Annotated in this window: 17 protein-coding genes and 1 tRNA gene; 8 read left to right on the top strand and 10 right to left on the bottom strand. The window is 57.8% G+C overall.

Features of this window, described 5'->3' with window-relative positions; translation table 11 throughout:
* Nucleotides 1-72: 72 nt before the first annotated feature.
* On the bottom strand, nucleotides 73-1290 hold the full coding sequence (locus ACQZ63_RS18305; protein ID WP_448799340.1) for a deoxyguanosinetriphosphate triphosphohydrolase: 1218 nt from the start codon (nucleotides 1288-1290) through the stop codon (nucleotides 73-75).
* Nucleotides 1291-1519: 229 nt separating this feature from the next.
* Here ACQZ63_RS18305 and erpA point away from each other — a divergent pair, with 229 nt between their 5' ends.
* Together erpA and xth are read left to right on the top strand one after the other, a co-directional pair.
* A complete protein-coding gene (gene erpA / locus ACQZ63_RS18300) occupies nucleotides 1520-1852 on the top strand; it encodes an iron-sulfur cluster insertion protein ErpA (RefSeq protein WP_003515615.1) in 333 nt (110 codons plus the stop codon).
* A gap of 277 nt (nucleotides 1853-2129) precedes the next feature.
* Entirely contained in the window at nucleotides 2130-2927 is a 798-nt protein-coding gene (xth, locus tag ACQZ63_RS18295; protein ID WP_003515617.1) for an exodeoxyribonuclease III, read from the top strand.
* A 129-nt stretch (nucleotides 2928-3056) separates the two neighbouring features.
* Here xth and exoR read toward each other — a convergent pair whose 3' ends face one another.
* From exoR to ACQZ63_RS18255, 8 genes are all read right to left on the bottom strand, one after another.
* Nucleotides 3057-3851, bottom strand: coding sequence for an exopolysaccharide production regulator ExoR (exoR, locus tag ACQZ63_RS18290; protein ID WP_003515620.1), 795 nt, complete (start codon nucleotides 3849-3851; stop codon nucleotides 3057-3059).
* Nucleotides 3838-4146, bottom strand: coding sequence for a hypothetical protein (locus tag ACQZ63_RS18285; protein WP_233283652.1), 309 nt, complete (start codon nucleotides 4144-4146; stop codon nucleotides 3838-3840). The genes exoR and ACQZ63_RS18285 overlap by 14 nt, the downstream gene beginning before the upstream one ends.
* 269 nt (nucleotides 4147-4415) lie before the next feature.
* Nucleotides 4416-5705: an outer membrane protein transport protein gene (locus ACQZ63_RS18280; protein WP_013636285.1), complete on the bottom strand. Its 1290-nt coding sequence runs from the start codon at nucleotides 5703-5705 to the stop codon at nucleotides 4416-4418.
* Nucleotides 5706-6154: 449 nt separating this feature from the next.
* Complete coding sequence (locus ACQZ63_RS18275) at nucleotides 6155-8998, bottom strand: valine--tRNA ligase (RefSeq protein WP_065659322.1); 2844 nt, start codon at nucleotides 8996-8998, stop codon at nucleotides 6155-6157.
* A 193-nt stretch (nucleotides 8999-9191) separates the two neighbouring features.
* Nucleotides 9192-10151 carry a cell division protein PopZ gene (gene popZ / locus ACQZ63_RS18270; protein ID WP_113555767.1) on the bottom strand — a complete coding sequence of 320 codons (960 nt, stop codon included), beginning with the start codon at nucleotides 10149-10151 and terminating at the stop codon, nucleotides 9192-9194.
* Nucleotides 10152-10506: 355 nt separating this feature from the next.
* Entirely contained in the window at nucleotides 10507-11178 is a 672-nt protein-coding gene (locus tag ACQZ63_RS18265) for a protein-L-isoaspartate O-methyltransferase family protein (protein WP_113555766.1), read from the bottom strand.
* Nucleotides 11179-11423: 245 nt separating this feature from the next.
* Nucleotides 11424-11497, bottom strand: a tRNA-Cys gene (locus ACQZ63_RS18260).
* A gap of 241 nt (nucleotides 11498-11738) precedes the next feature.
* Nucleotides 11739-11891, bottom strand: a complete 153-nt coding sequence (locus ACQZ63_RS18255; RefSeq protein ID WP_003515628.1) for a DUF3309 family protein — start codon at nucleotides 11889-11891, stop codon at nucleotides 11739-11741.
* Between the two features lie 696 nt (nucleotides 11892-12587).
* Here ACQZ63_RS18255 and ACQZ63_RS18250 point away from each other — a divergent pair.
* On the top strand, nucleotides 12588-12869 hold the full coding sequence (locus tag ACQZ63_RS18250; RefSeq protein ID WP_113555765.1) for a hypothetical protein: 282 nt from the start codon (nucleotides 12588-12590) through the stop codon (nucleotides 12867-12869).
* Between the two features lie 83 nt (nucleotides 12870-12952).
* A complete protein-coding gene (locus tag ACQZ63_RS18245; protein ID WP_003515635.1) occupies nucleotides 12953-13198 on the top strand; it encodes a DUF982 domain-containing protein in 246 nt (81 codons plus the stop codon).
* A gap of 509 nt (nucleotides 13199-13707) precedes the next feature.
* Here ACQZ63_RS18245 and wrbA read toward each other — a convergent pair.
* Nucleotides 13708-14307 (bottom strand): NAD(P)H:quinone oxidoreductase type IV, encoded by a 600-nt coding sequence (gene wrbA / locus ACQZ63_RS18240; protein ID WP_019566148.1) that lies wholly within the window; start codon nucleotides 14305-14307, stop codon nucleotides 13708-13710.
* Between the two features lie 277 nt (nucleotides 14308-14584).
* Between wrbA and ACQZ63_RS18235 the strand changes: the two genes are divergently transcribed.
* From ACQZ63_RS18235 to ACQZ63_RS18220, 4 genes are all read left to right on the top strand, one after another.
* A complete protein-coding gene (locus ACQZ63_RS18235; protein WP_013636292.1) occupies nucleotides 14585-15376 on the top strand; it encodes a competence/damage-inducible protein A in 792 nt (263 codons plus the stop codon).
* An 87-nt stretch (nucleotides 15377-15463) separates the two neighbouring features.
* Complete coding sequence (locus ACQZ63_RS18230; protein WP_003515639.1) at nucleotides 15464-16309, top strand: universal stress protein; 846 nt, start codon at nucleotides 15464-15466, stop codon at nucleotides 16307-16309.
* Between the two features lie 113 nt (nucleotides 16310-16422).
* Complete coding sequence (gene gpt, locus ACQZ63_RS18225; protein WP_003515641.1) at nucleotides 16423-16920, top strand: xanthine phosphoribosyltransferase; 498 nt, start codon at nucleotides 16423-16425, stop codon at nucleotides 16918-16920.
* Nucleotides 16921-16942: 22 nt separating this feature from the next.
* Nucleotides 16943-17215 carry a hypothetical protein gene (locus tag ACQZ63_RS18220; RefSeq protein ID WP_162696595.1) on the top strand — a complete coding sequence of 91 codons (273 nt, stop codon included), beginning with the start codon at nucleotides 16943-16945 and terminating at the stop codon, nucleotides 17213-17215.
* Nucleotides 17216-17579: the final 364 nt, after the last annotated feature.

Genomic DNA, 17579 nt, shown 5'->3' with positions numbered 1-17579 from the left:
CCAACCTGCGCGAAGGGCTTCTGTTCATGTCCGGCCATCATAACCGGGTTGGCTTCGCGATCGCCCGCTGCCCTATCGCAAATCGGGGGTGTGGTCAAACAGCCGCTGGTGGGCGCGCAGTGCATAACTGTCGGTCATACCGGCCAGATAATCCCCCACATGGCGGGCTTTTGCGGCCTTGCTCATACCGGAAATGCTGTCCACCCAGTAGTGACTCTGCATCTCTGCCGGCACTTCCATATAACGGTGGAAAAGGTCGGTAACGATCTGCGTAGCGCCGGCGCGGATGCGCATGATTTCCGGATGCCGGTAGATATGGGCAAACAGCAGTTTCTTGATCTGCCTGTCGGTTTCAGCCATTTCCGGCGAGAAAGTCGCGACGGTAAAATCAGCGGCGCGGATATCGGCCGCACTCTTCGGTTTCAGCCGGGAAAGATTCTGCTGCGCGACCCCGATTACATCCTCGACCATATGAGTGATCTGGCGGCGCATGATTTCATTGGCGAAGCGTTCCTTGTCGAGCACGGGATATTTCGCACGTACCTCAGCCATCACCTTGCTGAGGAAAGGCACCTCTTCCAGCATCTCGAAGCTCAGATAACCGGCACGCAGGCCGTCATCGATATCATGGGTATTATAGGCGATGTCGTCGGCAATAGCCGCCATCTGTGCCTCAAGGCTGGCATAGCTGCCGATTTCCAGATCCTGCAGCTCGCAATATTCGAGGATGGGCAGCGGAACCGGGCCCTTCACGCCCTCGCCCTCGGCATTGACCAGCGGGCCATTGTGCTTCACCAGCCCCTCCAGCGTCTCCCATGTCAGGTTGATGCCGTCATATTCGGCGTAGCGGCGCTCCAGCTTGGTGACGATGCGCAGCGACTGCGCGTTGTGATCGAAGCCGCCATAGGGCAACAACACCGCATCCAGCGCATCCTCACCAGTATGGCCGAACGGCGTGTGGCCGAAATCATGCACCAGAGCCACGCCCTCGGCCAGATCCTCGTCCAGCTTCAGAGCACGTGCGAGTGCGCGGGCAATCTGCGCAACCTCAATCGTGTGGGTGAGCCGGGTGCGGTAATGGTCGCCGTCAGGGCTGATGAAAACCTGCGTCTTGTGTTTAAGCCGGCGAAAGGCCGTGGTGTGGACGATGCGGTCCCGGTCGCGCTGGAACTCCGAACGCGTCAGGCTACCTTCCTCGGCAAAAAGACGCCCGCGCGTGGTCCATGGATCAGAGGCGAAAACCGCCCTCTCGCCACTTCCGAAACCCAATGCGCGCTGGTCTATAATCATTCATCCACCTGTACTGTTCTCTGGCCGGGACTTCATTTGACCCGAAGTCCATGGCCTTTGACCATTGACCTTTTCATCCGCCCTTCATACCTATCGCAAAGGTCGGCGCAAAGCATCATCGCGGCAAATGCCGTTGCGGACATCGCTATAGACCGTTTATTTGACTGGTTTATAATGGTGGCGACAAATCTATTGCTCTCCGGTTCTTGACCCCGGCACGAGGAACGACATGGAAAACAGCGACATTACACTTTCGGAAGCCGCAGCGAAGCGAATCGCCCAGATCGTCGCAGCGGATGCGGGCAAGCAGGCTCTGCGCGTTTCGGTGGAAGGCGGCGGCTGCTCGGGCTTCTCCTACAAGTTCGATCTGGCGGAAGACCCCGCCGATGACGACATCGTGATTGCGCGTGGCGACGCCAAGGTGCTGATCGACAGCCTGTCGGTTGTCTATATGGCCGGCTCTGAAATCGACTTCGTCGACAATCTGCTCGGCCAGTCCTTCCAGATCAAGAACCCGAACGCGGTCGCAAGCTGCGGCTGCGGCACCAGCTTCTCGATCTGAGTGAAACGGCCCGCGGCTCTGCCTCAATGCTCTCAGCTTTGAGGTGATCCGCGTCCCACTCCTGCCTCATCCCTGTCTCCCCGCCGCGCAGACGCGCGTCGGCTGGATTCCTGTGACAAGCACAGGAATGAGGGGATAGAGACATGACGCTGACTTCGCGGCCCAGTTCACTCTACCAACCTCCCCTCTATCCACCACATCCTCACCAGCCGTTTCCAAAAACGGTGGCAATCGCTTTTGCATCGGGTAAAAGTAACCTCACAAAAGGGAAACTCCGATGAAGATTGCCACCTGGAACATCAACGGCGTCAAGGCGCGTATCGAAAACCTCTGCCAGTGGTTGAAGGATTCATCGCCCGACATCGTTTGCCTTCAGGAAATCAAGTCGGTTGACGAAGGCTTTCCCCGCCTTGAGCTGGAAGCGCTCGGCTATCACGTCGAGACCCATGGCCAGAAGGGCTTCAACGGCGTCGCCCTTCTGTCGAAGATGAAGCCCGACGAGATCAATCGCGGCCTGCCGGGCGACGATGCCGATGAACAGGCCCGCTTCATCGAGGGCGTGTTTTCCGTTGATGGCGGTGCGATCCGGGTCTGCTCGCTCTACCTGCCGAACGGCAATCCGCCTGACGATCCGGTCAAATATCCCTACAAGCTCGCATGGATGGAGCGGCTGCGCCGCTTTGCCGAAGATCGCCTTGCGCTTGAGGAGCCGCTTATTCTGGCGGGTGACTACAACGTCATCCCCGAACCCTTCGATTGCCACGATCCGCGGGTCTGGGCTGGCGATGCGCTGTTCCTGCCCAAGACGCGCTCGGCATTCCGCAGGCTGGAAAATCTCGGCTTTACCGATGCCGCACGCGCGACGACGGATGAACCCGGACTTTATTCCTTCTGGGATTATCAGGCTGGCGCATGGCCTAAGAATAACGGCATCCGAATCGATCACCTGATGCTGTCGGCGGAAGCGGCCGACAGGCTGGAATCGGTGAGCATCGAAAAACATGTGCGGGCCTGGGAAAAACCGTCAGACCACGTACCGGTCTGCGGTTATTTCAATTTTACGCCGATCAATTGAACGGCGCTCGCCGGGCGAGTTAGAGAATTTCCGGTAAAAGTAAGCCGAAACAAAGAGTTAGAGCACGGCAAGCGAGCCCGTTTAAACAGGACGCGCTCTAAGTCGCCTCAGCCACAATAGACATAATTGTCAGTTCGGATCGTCGATCTGCATGTTCTGCGCCAGCGCGATGGCCGCGCGGCGATCGTTTTCACCCGCGAGCGAAAAAGCCTGTTCCTGAAGGGTCTGGATCCAGGTGCAATCCACCGCCGTGCACTTGTCGAGCGCGGCCGTCATGAAGGCGAGTCCCTGCGTCGTCTGGCCTTCCTGGAAAAGCAGATTACCGAAAATCGACATGGCGCCGGCATGGCCGTGCTTGCGTGCCTGATTGAGCCACTTCTTGGCCTGCTGCACATCCGCCCGGCCGCCCTCACCCGCAAGGATCATTTCCGCCAGACGGAACTGGGCCTCAGCCACGCCAAAGGTGGAAGCCACCTGAAAATAGAGCTGGCGGGCCTGCGACAGGTCCATCTTTACCGGAGTGCCGGGAATGCCGTGGCGGTAATAATCGGCAAGAGAAAGCAGCGCGTTGACGAAGAAGCCGGTATCCTCGGAGCCCGGCTCGACGCCCTGGCTGGCAATTTCGCTGTAGATCTTGAAAGCTTCGAAGTCGTTCTTGGCAACGCCATCGCCGAAGGCATACATATTGGCAAGCGCCCAGCGCGAGCCGGTATGGCCCTTTTCGGCCGCATAGCGATAGGCCTCGACGGCTTCGTCCTTGTTACCGTTCTTGTAGGCCTTGAAGCCGAACTTGAACAGGTCGAAGGGGCCGGATTCCTTGGTAACGCCTGCGTTGATGTCAAAAGCCAGCACCGGCATTGCGAGCGACGCAAGCAAAAGGCTCATGATGAGCGGCTTTAGAACATGTGCTTCACATTTCAGCATTTAGGCGAACTTCTCTCACTCTTCCCGGCATATAGCCAATACTTGCGGAATACTGCAAAGCTGAACCCCGCCGGGTCGCGATTTTTCGAACACACTGCGTCTTTCCGGCAGCACTTTCCAGCGCACTGCCGGTGGTCATATGCGGTAATTGCTCCAAATTTTCAGTGAGACAGATATAGGCATAATTTCCGGCAATATAACGGCGTTTGACCGCCTGCCGGTCAGCGCCAAACAAGAAACCCGGATCAAATTCCCGTATTACTTGCTTAAACCCTGAATCCAAACCCGTTTTCACTCTTCGCAACTCCGCAGGCCCACATCAAACGCCTGCATGTTCTTCCATCCCCGCGTCCATAAACAGAAGCCAAGCACCTTGTTTGTGGCGGGAAATGGACAGATATGCCCACATTCCAACGCGGCACCACGCTTGCAGAAAAGTGTTGCCAAATCGTCACAAAACTTTCGGGATAGAAATTTTTATCGAGCAGGAATCATAGTCGGGAATGAAAAAAGGTCCGGTTGGTAAACCGGACCTTTCTTTTCGTTCAGGTGTGGCGAATGGTGTCAGAACTTGACCTTGACGCCTGTAGAGATCGCAGCCACGAGATCGTTGCCGAAGTCATAGCCCGCCTCATTGCCGCAGGTGAAGCCCGCACCGCAAGGTCCACCGTTGATGGATGAGCTTCCGGAGGTCAGGAGGCCGAGAGCACCGGCAACCTTGAACTCGATATTCTTGTTCGGCGAGTAGACGATCTGCGTGCCCAGCGTCCAGGTGTCGGTCTGGGTGCCGATAACAGTCGATGTACCGCGATCCCAGGTCAGGCTCACAGCACCGCTCCACTGCTCGTTGAACTTGTGACCAACGCCGCCGGAAATCGTCCAGCCATCACGATAAAACAGGTCAAGCGTGTTCAGCGTGTCTTGGCCACTTGGAACGCAGGGGGACGTACCGACCGCGCAGAAAGGAATGACCTGAATCTGGCTCCAGTCAGTCCACTTCACCGAACCGAAAGCCAGCCAGTCCGGCGCTATGCCGGATTGCACCTTGAGTTCGATGCTGTCTGGCATCGAAACGGAGCCATAGATCGGCACCAGCTTGCCGCCGTATTTCGCCAGCGTCGGAGAGATGGACGGCGGCGTCTGCGGAACTCCTCTGACGTCGGCGAAACCGGTCAGGTCATGATCGACGGCGCTGTTATAAACAAGGCTCGCCCGGAAGGCGACCTCGGGGATTTCGTAGGCAACGCCGGCGCGCCAACCCCAACCGTCACCTTCCATCTCAAGTTTGCCGACGCCGCTGAAGCTGGACCAGGCCGGATTGAGGCCAAGAACAGCTGGGCCAAGAACCTGACGGTATTTATAACCGCTGATCTCCTGGTAAAAGCCGCCGCCAATAATCGAGAAGTCGCCCTTGCCAAGATCAAACTTCACACGGCAGGTGGTGGCGTAATTGTGCGACTTTACCTTGGTTTCGATATTGTAGCTCGATCCCTGCCAGATGCCCGGATTGAGGTGCGCGCCCCAAGGCTGCGAATAATCGAACATGCAGTCGCCGAAATCGCCGATTGCCGCCTTGGCGCCGATGCGGGTCGACCAGAAGTTTTCAGAGTCATCTGCGCTCCTTGACCAAGTCGCAGGCAGCGGACCGCTCTTCAGCGGATTGTCACGCGCATTCTCAACCTTGCGCTGTGGCGCAACGAATGTAGCGGAACTGTCGAGAACATAGTCCGACGGGTCGAACAGCAGGTCGATATTGTAGCCACCGCGCTCGAGGCCGCCCGCCAGTGAAGGCGTGACCGCCGCGATGCTGGCTACGAAACATACTGCGCCGCGAAAAAATGCAGTTTTTGCCATCTCTCTCCCCAATCAAGGCAATGTGATCATTGAGAGAGTGAAATGCTTTGCGGCAAATGACAATCTGCCGTGGCGCGGCGCGGTTGCCACCGGATGGCCATTTTTTTACGTAAGTTTTTGATGTTTGGCATCTTACATAATCATTTTAGGCTATTATTCTAATCCAATTAGAAAAAACGACACAAAACGAAACAAACTCCCAATCCACACCGGAAATGTCGCCAAATAACCACAGTTGGACGTTTCCGAAGAAAATCGCTTATCAGGCCGTTTTTATTGATCTTTTTCGTCTTCCCGCGCGGTTTTGTGCGCCTCGCGGCAGAAATAATCGCGCTATCACGCAGTGCATGATTCGCCATTGCAACGCAGCAATGAATTGAGCCGGCCCTGACAGAACGCAAAACGCCCCGTTTTCACGGGGCGTTTTGATTTTACACGCAACAGGAACCTTATCCTGCTTCGCTGACCCGCTGCAGGGCGGTTCGAAGACTTGTCAGCTGAACTTCCAGCTCCGCCTTGCGGTCGCGCTCGGCGGCCACAACCTCCGGATCGGCATTGGCCACGAATTTTTCGTTCGACAGCTTCTTGTCTATGCGTTCCATTTCCGCATCCACCTTGCCGATCGCCTTTTCGAGACGGGCCTTTTCGGCCGCGAGATCGACGAGGTTGCCGAGCGGCAGGCAGACGGTGGCCTCACCGATGATGATCTGCGCGGAGCCCTTGGGCGCCACATCGGCACCACGGATTTCATCGGCACGCGCCAAGCGCCGGATGGCGGCGGCATGGCGGTCCAGCCGCGCTTCTGTCGAGGTATTGGCACCGACCACCACCAGCGATGCGGTGGCGCCCGGCGGCACGTTCATCTCGGCACGCGTCGAGCGGATGCCCGAAACAAGATCGATCAGCCAGTTGATTTCCGCAGCCGCAGCATCGTCGCGGAATTCCGGAGTCGGCCAGTCGGTAAGGCAGAGAAGATCAGCCCGCTCCTCGCCCTCGCCCGCCGTATGCGCCCACAGCTCTTCCGTCATGAAAGGCATGAAGGGATGCAGGAGCTTGTAGATCTCATCCAGAACATAGGCCGCGCAGGCCTGCGATTCCGCCTTTGCCGCCTCATCCTCGCCACCGAACACGGGCTTGAGCAGTTCCAGGTACCAGTCGCAGAACTGGTTCCAGACGAAACGGTAGAGGATGCCGGATGCATCGTTGAACCGGAAGTTCTCAAGAGCCGCCGTCACATCGCGCGCGGTGTTGGCAAGCTCGGTCAGGATCCAACGGTTGATCGTCAGCGATGCGGTTTCGGCCAGGAAATGCGGATCGCGCTTTACGCCGTTCATTTCGGCAAAACGCGTGGCGTTCCAGAGCTTCGTGCCGAAGTTGCGATAACCGGCGATACGTGCCGGATCGAGTTTCACGTCACGACCCTGCGCCGCCATGATGGCGAGCGTGAAGCGCAGCGCATCCGCACCGTATTCGTCGATCAGTTCCAGGGGATCGATGACGTTGCCCTTGGACTTGGACATCTTCTGGCCGTTCTTGTCGCGAACCAGCGCGTGGATGTAGACGGTGCTGAACGGCTCGACCGGATTGCCGGCATCGTCCTTCATGAAATGCAGACCCATCTGCATCATGCGGACGACCCAGAACGGGATGATGTCGAAACCGGTGACAAGCACGTTGGTCGGATAATAGCGCGCCAGTTCCGGCGTCTTTTCCGGCCAGCCGAGCGTCGAGAACGGCCACAGCGCCGATGAGAACCATGTATCGAGAACGTCTTCGTCACGGGTCAGAATCTCACCCGGCTTGAAGTTTTCAAGCTTCTCCTCGACCCAGGCCTTCCACGGACCTTCATGGGCAATATAATGCTGGATAGCGGCCTGAAGCGCCTCTTCCTCGGTCTTTTCAACGAAGACCTGCCCGTCAGGGCCGTACCATGCCGGAATCTGGTGTCCCCACCACAATTGCCGCGAGATACACCAGGGCTGGATATTCTCCATCCACTGAAAATAAGTGTTTTCCCAGTTCTTAGGCACGAAATTGGTGCGGCCTTCGCGAACCGAGGCAATGGCCGGCTGAGCCAGCGTCTTGTTGTCCACCCACCACTGGTCGGTGAGGCGCGGCTCGATCGGCACGCCGCCACGGTCGCCATGCGGCACGACGTGCTTGTGCGGCTCGATCTTGTCGAGGAGGCCGGCTTCCTCGAAGATTTCGACGATGACCTTGCGGGCGAAGAAACGATCCTGTCCTTCCAGACGATCCCATGCGCCGTGCAGCGCCGCCGGATGATTGAGGCCCTCGAGGAAATCCTCGTTCTCCTTGATGGAGATCGTCCCATCGATATTCATGACGTTGATGGCGCGCAGACCGCAACGCTTGCCGACCTCGAAATCGTTGAAGTCGTGCGCAGGCGTGATCTTCACGGCGCCCGTTCCGGCCGTCGGATCGGCATAGTCATCGGCAACGATCGGGATCTTGCGGCCAACGATCGGCAGGATGACATGCTTGCCAATGATGCCCTTGTAGCGCTCGTCTTCCGGGTTCACCGCAACACCGGTATCGCCGAGCATGGTTTCTGGCCGCGTGGTAGCAACAACGATGTAATCACGCGTTTCGAACTCGGTGGGCTTGCCTTCCTCGTCAAATGCGATCGGGTGCTGATAGGTCACACCCTTTTCCAGCGGATAACGGAAGTGCCAAAGGTTGCCCTTCACTTCCAGCTGCTCGACTTCCATGTCGGAAATCGCGGTCTGCAGCTTCGGGTCCCAGTTGACGAGGCGCTTGTCCTTGTAGATCAGGTTCTGCTTGTAAAGGGTGACGAACACCTCGAGAACGGCCTCGGACAGACCCTCATCCATGGTGAAGCGCTCACGCGACCAGTCGCAGGACGCACCGAGGCGCTTCAGCTGGTTGAAGATCAAACCGCCGGATTCGGCTTTCCATTCCCAGACCTTCTCCACGAAGGCCTCACGGCCCATTTCGCGGCGGCCCGGAAGCTGCTGTTCCATCAGCTTGCGCTCGACGACCATCTGCGTGGCGATGCCCGCATGGTCCATGCCCGGCTGCCACAACACGTCCTTGCCGCGCATGCGCTCGAAGCGGACCAATATGTCCTGAAGCGTGTTGTTGAGCGCATGGCCCATATGCAGGGAGCCGGTGACATTCGGCGGCGGGATGACGATTGTGAAGGTTTCCGCGCCCGGTTTGGCGTTGGCGCCGGCACGAAAAGCGTTCGCCTCGTCCCAGGCTTTGGCGATTTTCGGTTCGACGGATGCGGAATCGTAGGTCTTTTCGAGCATTTCCTGACCTGAATTTTAGAGTTCTTGTGTGGATTTTTTAAATAAGGATGGATGGTCGAGAGTCAACAGAAACCGACCCGTCAGCGACTATGACCCCATAGCGCCTTCATCTTCAACAAAAAAGCCGCCCCGGTGCCGGAGCGGCCTCTGTTTCATTATCTTGCGCATGTTACAAGATGCGGACGAACAGAGCCTAGCGGCGCGAGCCGCGCGCCACACGTTCGATTTCCTCACGCACGAGACGTTCAACCAGGGTCGGCAGATTGTCTTCCAGCCAGTCCTGCAGCATCGGACGCAGCATTTCGGCGGCCATATCCTCGATCGAGCGTCGTTCGACGCCATCGAAAATTTCCGCAAGTTCGCTGAAGGAACGGGCGATCTGCGCACCGGCAGCCTCGGAAATGAGGTTGAGCGACAAACCGCCCTCTTCCTTGGGTTCGGCCAGATCGAATGACGGCATCTCGACAGCAGGTTCCTGCACCGAAATCTCGAAATGATCCTGGGCTACAGGCGTTTCGATGGCGCCACGCAGCGTCAGCTGGTCGAAGCGGTTCTCGAAAGCTGCGCTCTCGACAGCGGCAGCAGCAGCACGATCCTCGGAGGCAAAAGCTGCCGGCTGTTCACTGGTGCTCGCGGCAGCGGCCGCCAGCAGCGGCCGCACATCCGTCGGGCGCTGCGGCGCAGGGCGTTCAACCTGTTGCGCAGCCGAAGGCTGCGGTACGCTGGAGGAATGAGCGGCCGGGGCTGCCTGCGCGGGCTCACGCTGCGCCTGGGCGGCAAATGCCTGCGGCCCCATGGCAGCGTTGCGGTCGGCGGCAGCGCGAACGCGCGCGGCAACATCGGCAAGCGACATGCTTTTCTCGGCCGAGATTTCCTGCTGTTCTGGCGTCTGCTTTTCGGCGGCCGTGGAAAAATCCTGCACCGGCCTTGCGCCAAATGCCTGGTTTGCGGCGGGGGGAACGCGCGCCGGCGGGCTGATGGCCTCCGTCACGAAGGACGCTTCGCCTGCGCCATCGTCTTCGTCGTCATAGACAGGCGGCAACTGCCCGGAAAACGCGCCGGTAGGCCCGGTCTCGTTGCTTTCGATGATCCGGCGTATGGACGCCAAGATCTCTTCCATGGACGGTTCACGCGCTACGCTTGGCTGAGCCATATCAATCCCCGGTTTCCACTCTCTAGACCGCCTTGCGTCCATACGGACGCCCAAAGGACGCTCCAACATTTTAAATCTGCACACCGTTCCTGTCGAAAATCGCTTCCGGTTTTCGGGCCGATGGCCTGAAAAGGGGTAGAAATACGCACACCCCGAATCACCCTTAGTCTAGGGCAGCATAGTCAGGAACTAAATCACTGATTCGACAAGTTTCGCCGTGATGCACAGCTTTGTGAGAATGGTCTTTTGGGGCAATTGGGTGGGCGAAGCGGGTCTGCCGGTGCGGCATCCGCAAAAACAAACGCCGGGGCGAAAAGTCCACCCCGGCGTCCAAAACAATGATCGCTTTTAAAGATCAGAAAACGAATTCGGCCGCCTTGGCAAAACCGGGCAGAGGCTTGATCGACGCATTGAAAGAGGTTGCAGCCGAGGTGCTGTTGCCATCGCGACGGTAAACGGTTGCCTTGGCAGCGTTACCGTATCCGACAACGACAACCAGACGTCCACCATCGCGCAGCTGGTCGGTCAGTGCCGCCGGCACTTCCTCTACAGAGCCGTTGATGAAAATCAGGTCATAGGGTGCTTCGCCCGCATAACCATTTTCGAGATCGCCGGTGACAACAGCAACATTGTCATATCCGAGCGAGGCCAGCGTCTCAGTCGCCTCAGCTGCCAGCGTTTCGTCGCATTCGAGCGAAACCACCGAACCGGCGAGCTGGGACAGGATGGCCGCGGTATAACCGGCGCCGCCGCCGACTTCCAGCACCACGTCTTCCTTGGTCACCGCCGCAAGCTGCAAAAGCTTCGCCAGCGGCGAGGCCTTCATGACGTAACGGGCCGGGCGACCATCCCGGGCGGGACAGATCTGCAGATCCTCGTCCACATAGGCAATCTGCCGCACACCCGCCGGCACGAAAGCTTCGCGCGGCACGCTCAAAAACGCCTTCAGCACAGAATGCGACGTCACGTCGGTCGTGCGCAACTGGCTGTCGACCATATTGGCGCGTGCGGTTTCGAAATCCATCATATCGTTATCGCCTCAATTTCGCGGATGCCGGTCGGGAAGCCTCGGCCCCAAAAGCTCAAAACGGCGCGGGTCTCCCCTCGCCTTTAAACAATCTCATAATTGCCCAAGCCTGCGCTTTCAAGCGCGGTGAGCCCTAAGTGCTGGAAAAAGCGAAATGGCCGGGATTTTTTAGAACGGCAAGGGCAGCCGATGACCGCAATGTTAGCCAAAGGTTCAAAAAAACAGGTTTTATTCGGTGAAATTTTTGGAGGCCTCGCCCGGAATTGAACCGGGGTACAAGGATTTGCAGTCCTCTGCGTCACCACTCCGCCACGAGGCCTCACACGCTCATGAATTCGAGCGATGGCGGGCATTTAGAACGAATCCATTATGCGCGCAAGAGGGTTCGTTCCGAATGTGCTGTTTTTTCCGATCCGATGGACAAAGGGCAATAGTCCACGTCCTAAGCCCTTCGGATTCCGTCATTTTTTGTATCTCACTCATATTCCAGAAGAAACAATGCCCGCAACCGGCGCTTTTGCGCGGGTGCGGGCAGTCGCTGCATCTTCAATGCGGATCGATCAGATGCGACCCAGCAGAACAAGAACGAGGACGATGACCAGAACCAGTCCGAGGCCACCCGAGGGACCATAACCGTAATTGTGGTAACCCCAGCTTGGCAAAGCACCGATCAGGAAAAGAATGATGAGGATAACGAGAATGGTGCCGATCATGTTTAGCCCTCCATGAATAATAGGTATGCGCTGTATTTAATGATCAAACACGCAAAAAGTTCCGTTTACTTCATCCGCTTATGGCGTGGGCCGAGAATGCATCTCCAGCCGATTCAACGGGTTAAACGGCATTTGCGGACAACGCGGCGGGTCGTGCGCGCATGGCGGCAGCAATTAGCTACGCACCACGCTCAGGCCCCGGGGTGATCGACCAAGGTAGCGATTTATTCGAGGTAATTTCTCGGTCTATGTATATCGCATGCCGTTCGTCATACTAAATCAAGTCACCCGTTCCCTGAAACTGGCGGGGGACTGGGAGACCTGGTATCACTGGCAGTGCGCCAGGTCTCACCTGTTTCCTTCTTCTCCGGCGATCTTCCCGCCGCACGCAAACCGTTCCCCAAACAGGCACACGGACATTTTACCTGCGGCGCTGCACGCCACGCTTGCCTTGCCTCTTTCTCTCCGGTTAGACCCCGGATCGGGAGGGAGAAATGAGAATCATATGTCCGGTTTTGCGAACCTCATCCCGCTTTTCATCTTCGGCCTGCTCGTCTACGCTTTCTTCCGCTGGGTCGCGCGCGACACTCAAAATCCGAGACGCAAGTAGCAGGTGCGAATAGCTCTGCCCTTTATCACTCGCGGGGAACCGTTGCGCCTCCATATCGTTTTCGCAGACGCACTTCGGAGGACAGGATGAAAACGCTCGTATCATTGGCCGCAATCGCGCTTACGCTTGCGGGCTGCACGACCACAGGCCCGGCCGCTTATGTCGAACCGATCCCCGGCAGCATCACCTATAAGGGCCAGCCGCGCACCAAGCTGACGAAATCGCCGATCGGCAGTACCTTCAGCCACGAGTTCCGCATCGACGGCAGCACGAGGGCGGTGGAAACCTATCGCATTGCGCCCGATCGCTCGCTCGAACTCATAGACCGCCGCATCATTCGCGATTGGCTGTTCGGACGCGACGACTGACCGCACCGCAAGCCAACCGAAACCAATTGCGCATTCTGCCCGCTTGGTTTAGAGCCGGGCACGATAACCAACACGGATGAGCGATGAACACGCGCTGGCAAAAACCCGTCCTGATCGCGTTCGAAACGCCGGGCGACTATACGAGCATCGAGACCACGCAGGCGGCGTCCTGGGCCATGATCGAGGATTGGCCGATAGAGGATGGCGATGCGTTGGACGCGGCGTTGCTGGTCTGCGCCGCCGTCGATGCCGGCAGGAAAAAGCCGGAGGATGCGCGCAAGGCCTTCATCGCTGCCGCAATCGAGGCTGGTCTCGACATCAAGGCCTGACGGCATCAAGACCCATGGTCGAGAATTAAAATGGCGTCCTGAGGCGAAACAAGTCAGGAAAACAGGTTTAAAGGGTTAAATCAGATGGAAGCTTCTGGAAACATGAAAAAAGCCCTGTTCATATTTCTCCTCTCCTGCCTCGCCATCGGCCTTCTCGGCCACCTCGTGGTCGCCTTCGTCGTTACCGGCTGAAGCACCGATGTCCACTCCGTATTGTGGCGGAGCGGCAGGGCATTAAAATTTCCTAAATTTCATTCTGCTGTTATGGAACCGCGATAAATCTTTTCCGTTCTCTCTTCGATCAACAAGGAGGATTGAAATGCGTGACGGATTGAATGGTTTTCTCGAAATTTCCATGCTCGGCGTCGTGATTGCAAGCTGCCTTTTCATGGTCAACCTGCCGATCTGACCCGCCTTAAAAATCATTCCCTGCGGTACCGGCGACGTTAGATGCCGGGGTAAGAAAATGCGGCCTTTCGGGCCGCATTTCTTTTTCCAGCAATGCAGGCTCAAGCGGAAAGCTTGGCGGCCAGCTTGGCGACATGTGCGCCCTGATAGCGTGCTGCTTCCAGTTCGATAGCAGAAGGCTGACGCGAGCCGTCGCCATCGGTGATGGTGGAGGCGCCATAAGGCGAGCCGCCCTTGATTTCATCGACGCCCATCTGGCCCTGGAAAGCATAGGGCAGACCGACAACGGCCATGCCGTGGTGCAGGAAGGTGGGGAGGAAACCAAGGATGGTCGATTCCTGACCGCCGTGCTGCGTGGCCGACGACGTGAAGGCCGAGCCGACCTTGCCGACAAGCTTGCCGCCAAACCACAGACCGCCGGTCTGGTCCCAGAAATTGCGCATCTGTGAGGCAACCGTGCCGAAGCGGGTGCCGGCGCCGACGATGATGGCATCGTATTCTGCCAGTTCGTCAACAGTCGCGATGGGAGCAGCCTGATCGAGCTTGAAGTGCGAGGATTTGGCGACTTCCTCAGGAACCAGTTCCGGAACGCGCTTGACGACAACTTCCGCGCCGGCAGACTTCACGCCTTCGGCAACGGCATATGCCATCGTCTCGATATGGCCGTAAGATGAATAATAAAGCACAAGAACTTTTGTCATTTTCTTTGTATCCTTAGGGTTAATCGTCTCAGGCGTACCAGCCAGAAGCCTTTTTAAGAACGCGATGATCATTAGTGGTGACCAGTTACAAGCATGTGATGCAAAGGTAGCCCAGAGGCAGGTCCCACACCAGCGGTGCATCCGCATACGCACTGTTCGCAATCAGTGAACGAAACGCCGGAACGTCAACCTTTCACAGATAGACATTTTTTCAAAACCGCTTTGCATTCACCGGGCGGCGGACTAACGTCGGACAAAACAGCTGACGAGTACCCCCATGTCCAATCCCTCACCCACCCCATCCGTCGTGACCGCCGCCATGCTCGCCATCGGCGACGAATTGCTGTCGGGACGCACCAAGGACAAGAATATCGGGCACCTCGCGGATGTGCTCACCATGTCCGGAATAGACTTGAAGGAAGTGCGCATCGTCGCCGACGAGGAGCATGCAATCGTCGAAGCGCTGAATGCGCTGCGCGCCCGCTATGATTATGTCTTCACCTCCGGCGGCATCGGCCCGACCCATGACGACATCACCGCTGATGCGGTATCCGTGGCTTTCGGCCTGCCCTGCGAGCACGATGCCGAGGCTTTGCGGATATTGGGTGACATGTACCGTGTGCGCGAGATGGAATTCACCGAAGCGCGCAAGCGCATGGCACGCATGCCAAGGGGGGCAAGCCACATCGCCAATCCCGTCTCGGTCGCCCCCGGCTTCGTCATCGGCAACGTCCACGTCATGGCCGGCGTTCCGCAGGTGTTTCAGGCCATGCTGGATAATGTCATGCCAACGCTGCGCACCGGCGCGAAAGTCATGTCGCAGTCGGTGCGGTCTCCCTATGGCGAAGGTGACATCGGCACGCCGCTGACCGCAATCCAGAAAGCGCACCCGGAAACCAGCATCGGCTCCTACCCGAAATATGACGGACAACGCTTTTCGACGGAGATCGTCGTGCGCGCCCGTGATGCCACCGTCCTGAAAGCGGCGGCGGATGCAGTGGCGACGATGATCGAAACCATTGGTCAGGAAAAAACACTGTCGGCCAGCAAGGGCGATGCAACCGCCTGAGACTGAAGCGGATTGACCAAAATCAAGGTGGCACCCGGCAAAGGCAGCCACTCTCCCAAAAACGACGCGTCACCGAGGAGCAAAAAAATGGGTTACAAAACGATACTGGCAGTGATCGACAATGTGGAGAACACGCAAAAGCTCGGCGATTTCGTGGTAAGTCTTGCCAACCAGTTTTCCTCGCATGTGATTGGCCTGCACATGGAAACGCTGGCCGCCGTTCCGCTCGTCGCGCCGATGGAAATTCCCGACCCCGCTACCGTTCAGGTGCTTCAGGACGTGGCGCACAAGGAAACCACGGATGTTGGAAACCTCTTCGAACACACGCTGTCTGCCAATGGCATCTCGCATGAGTGGCGCAGCTTTGTAACCTCGGTGGGTTACGCCTCGTCATCGGCAATCGATAGCGCGCGCTGCGCCGATCTCATCGTCGCCCGCCAGAGCAACTCCTCCGCACTCTCCGACAGCCGCTCGGATATAGACGGCTTTCTCCATGAAAGCGGCCGCCCTGTTCTTCTCGTTCCGCATGTGCTGACGGTTGCCAAACCGGTCAAGCGTGTGCTGATCGCCTGGAACGGTTCCCGCGAGGCAACACGCGCCACCTTCGATGCCCTGCCCTTCCTGATTGCAGCCGAGAGCGTCGAGATCTTCTCCGTCGATCAGGCCGAGAGCGAAACGCAATCGTCTGGACTTGCCGGAACCGAACTGGCCGCAACACTCGCCCGCCACGGCGTCAACGTCACGGTAACCTCGCAGGAAAAAATCGCCGGCATCTCGCCGCAGGCGGCTATCGAAAACCGGCTGTCAGACCACAGCATCGACCTTCTGGTCATGGGCGCCTACGGCCATTCCCGCTGGTGGGAACTGTTGTTCGGCGGCGTGACGCGCACGCTGCTCGATTCCATGACGGCGATGACGCTTCTGTCGCGTTAAACACCGGTAGCCGTGGATGAAGCCGCAAGAGCCTGCGCGCAATGCTTGCCTTTTTGCAGGTCTTGCGGCTATTAGCCAAAGCCATCGACAATTTTGACCAGATGGTAGACGACATGTCCCTTCCCGATAAAGCCTTTCCCGTAACCTGGGATCAGTTTCACCGCGACGCCCGCGCGCTTGCGTGGCGTCTTGCCGGCCTTGGCCGGGAGTTCCGGGCGATCGTCTGTATCACCCGCGGCGGTCTCGTGCCGGCAGCGATCATTTCCCGCGAGCTGAACATCCGCCTGATCGATACGGTCTGCATCGCCACCCGCCACGATTACGTCAACCAGGGCGACACGGTTCTCCTGAAGGGCGTGGCGCCGGAGCTGATGTCCGACGGCGGCGAAGGCGTGCTCGTCGTTGACGATCTGACCGACACCGGCAAGACCGCACTGGAAGTGCGCGAAATGTTGCCGAAGGCGCATTTTGCCTGCGTTTACGCCAAGCCGAAGGGCGTGCCGACCATTGACACCTTTGTCACCGAGGTCAGCCAGGACACCTGGATTTATTTCCCCTGGGACATGGGCTTCACCTATCAGGAACCGATCGCCAAGGGATCGCGCGGCTGATCGCCTGTCGCAACCCAAAACCATGCCTGAAAAGCCGTCCCTTCGGGGCGGTTTTTTTGTGTGGAAATGCTTTTTTGGTAACGGCAAAAAAACACGGAAAAACCGCAGTGTCGCCTTTATGCCGCACCCCGGAAATGCGGGGTTTTCGCTTTCCGCTGCGGAAACCAGCCTCGCACAAGCTTCAAAGTCTCACGCCAAGTCACTGATTTTTTTGAACGCTTTTGCTATCCCCGTTTTCCACAGGCACTGCACACAATATCTTGTGGTTAAAAAACGGTTTCAATCTATGGCTTGACGAATCTATGCCGCAGGAGGAAAGTGACAGTTATGTTGCGGCGGCAACGGACCGGAAAGTAACGAGGCCGGTTCCTTTCAATCTCAGTTCGCAAGTCCAGAAGGGGCGTCCCGACCATCAGGGGGCGGTTCGCCGGTGGATTTTGCGTGCCTTGCGGATACCGCCAAAAACATGACGCGGGGACTGGCGGCAGGAAGCTGTTGATACTATATTTAGTACTCACATGACTCTTGCAGCCGAATAAGCCACGAGATACAGGGATCACATCCAAGGATGAACATCCCTTACAGATCGGCAAAAACCGGCTGCGCGCATAGTTCGCACGGCTGGAACGAATTTTTGCGCCCTTTGCCGGGCGCCCAAT

The sequence above is a fragment of the Agrobacterium sp. CG160-95 genome, from assembly GCF_053521725.1.
The sequence above is the reverse complement of the archived record's forward strand: the minus strand, read 5'-3'. Positions and strand labels throughout refer to the sequence as shown.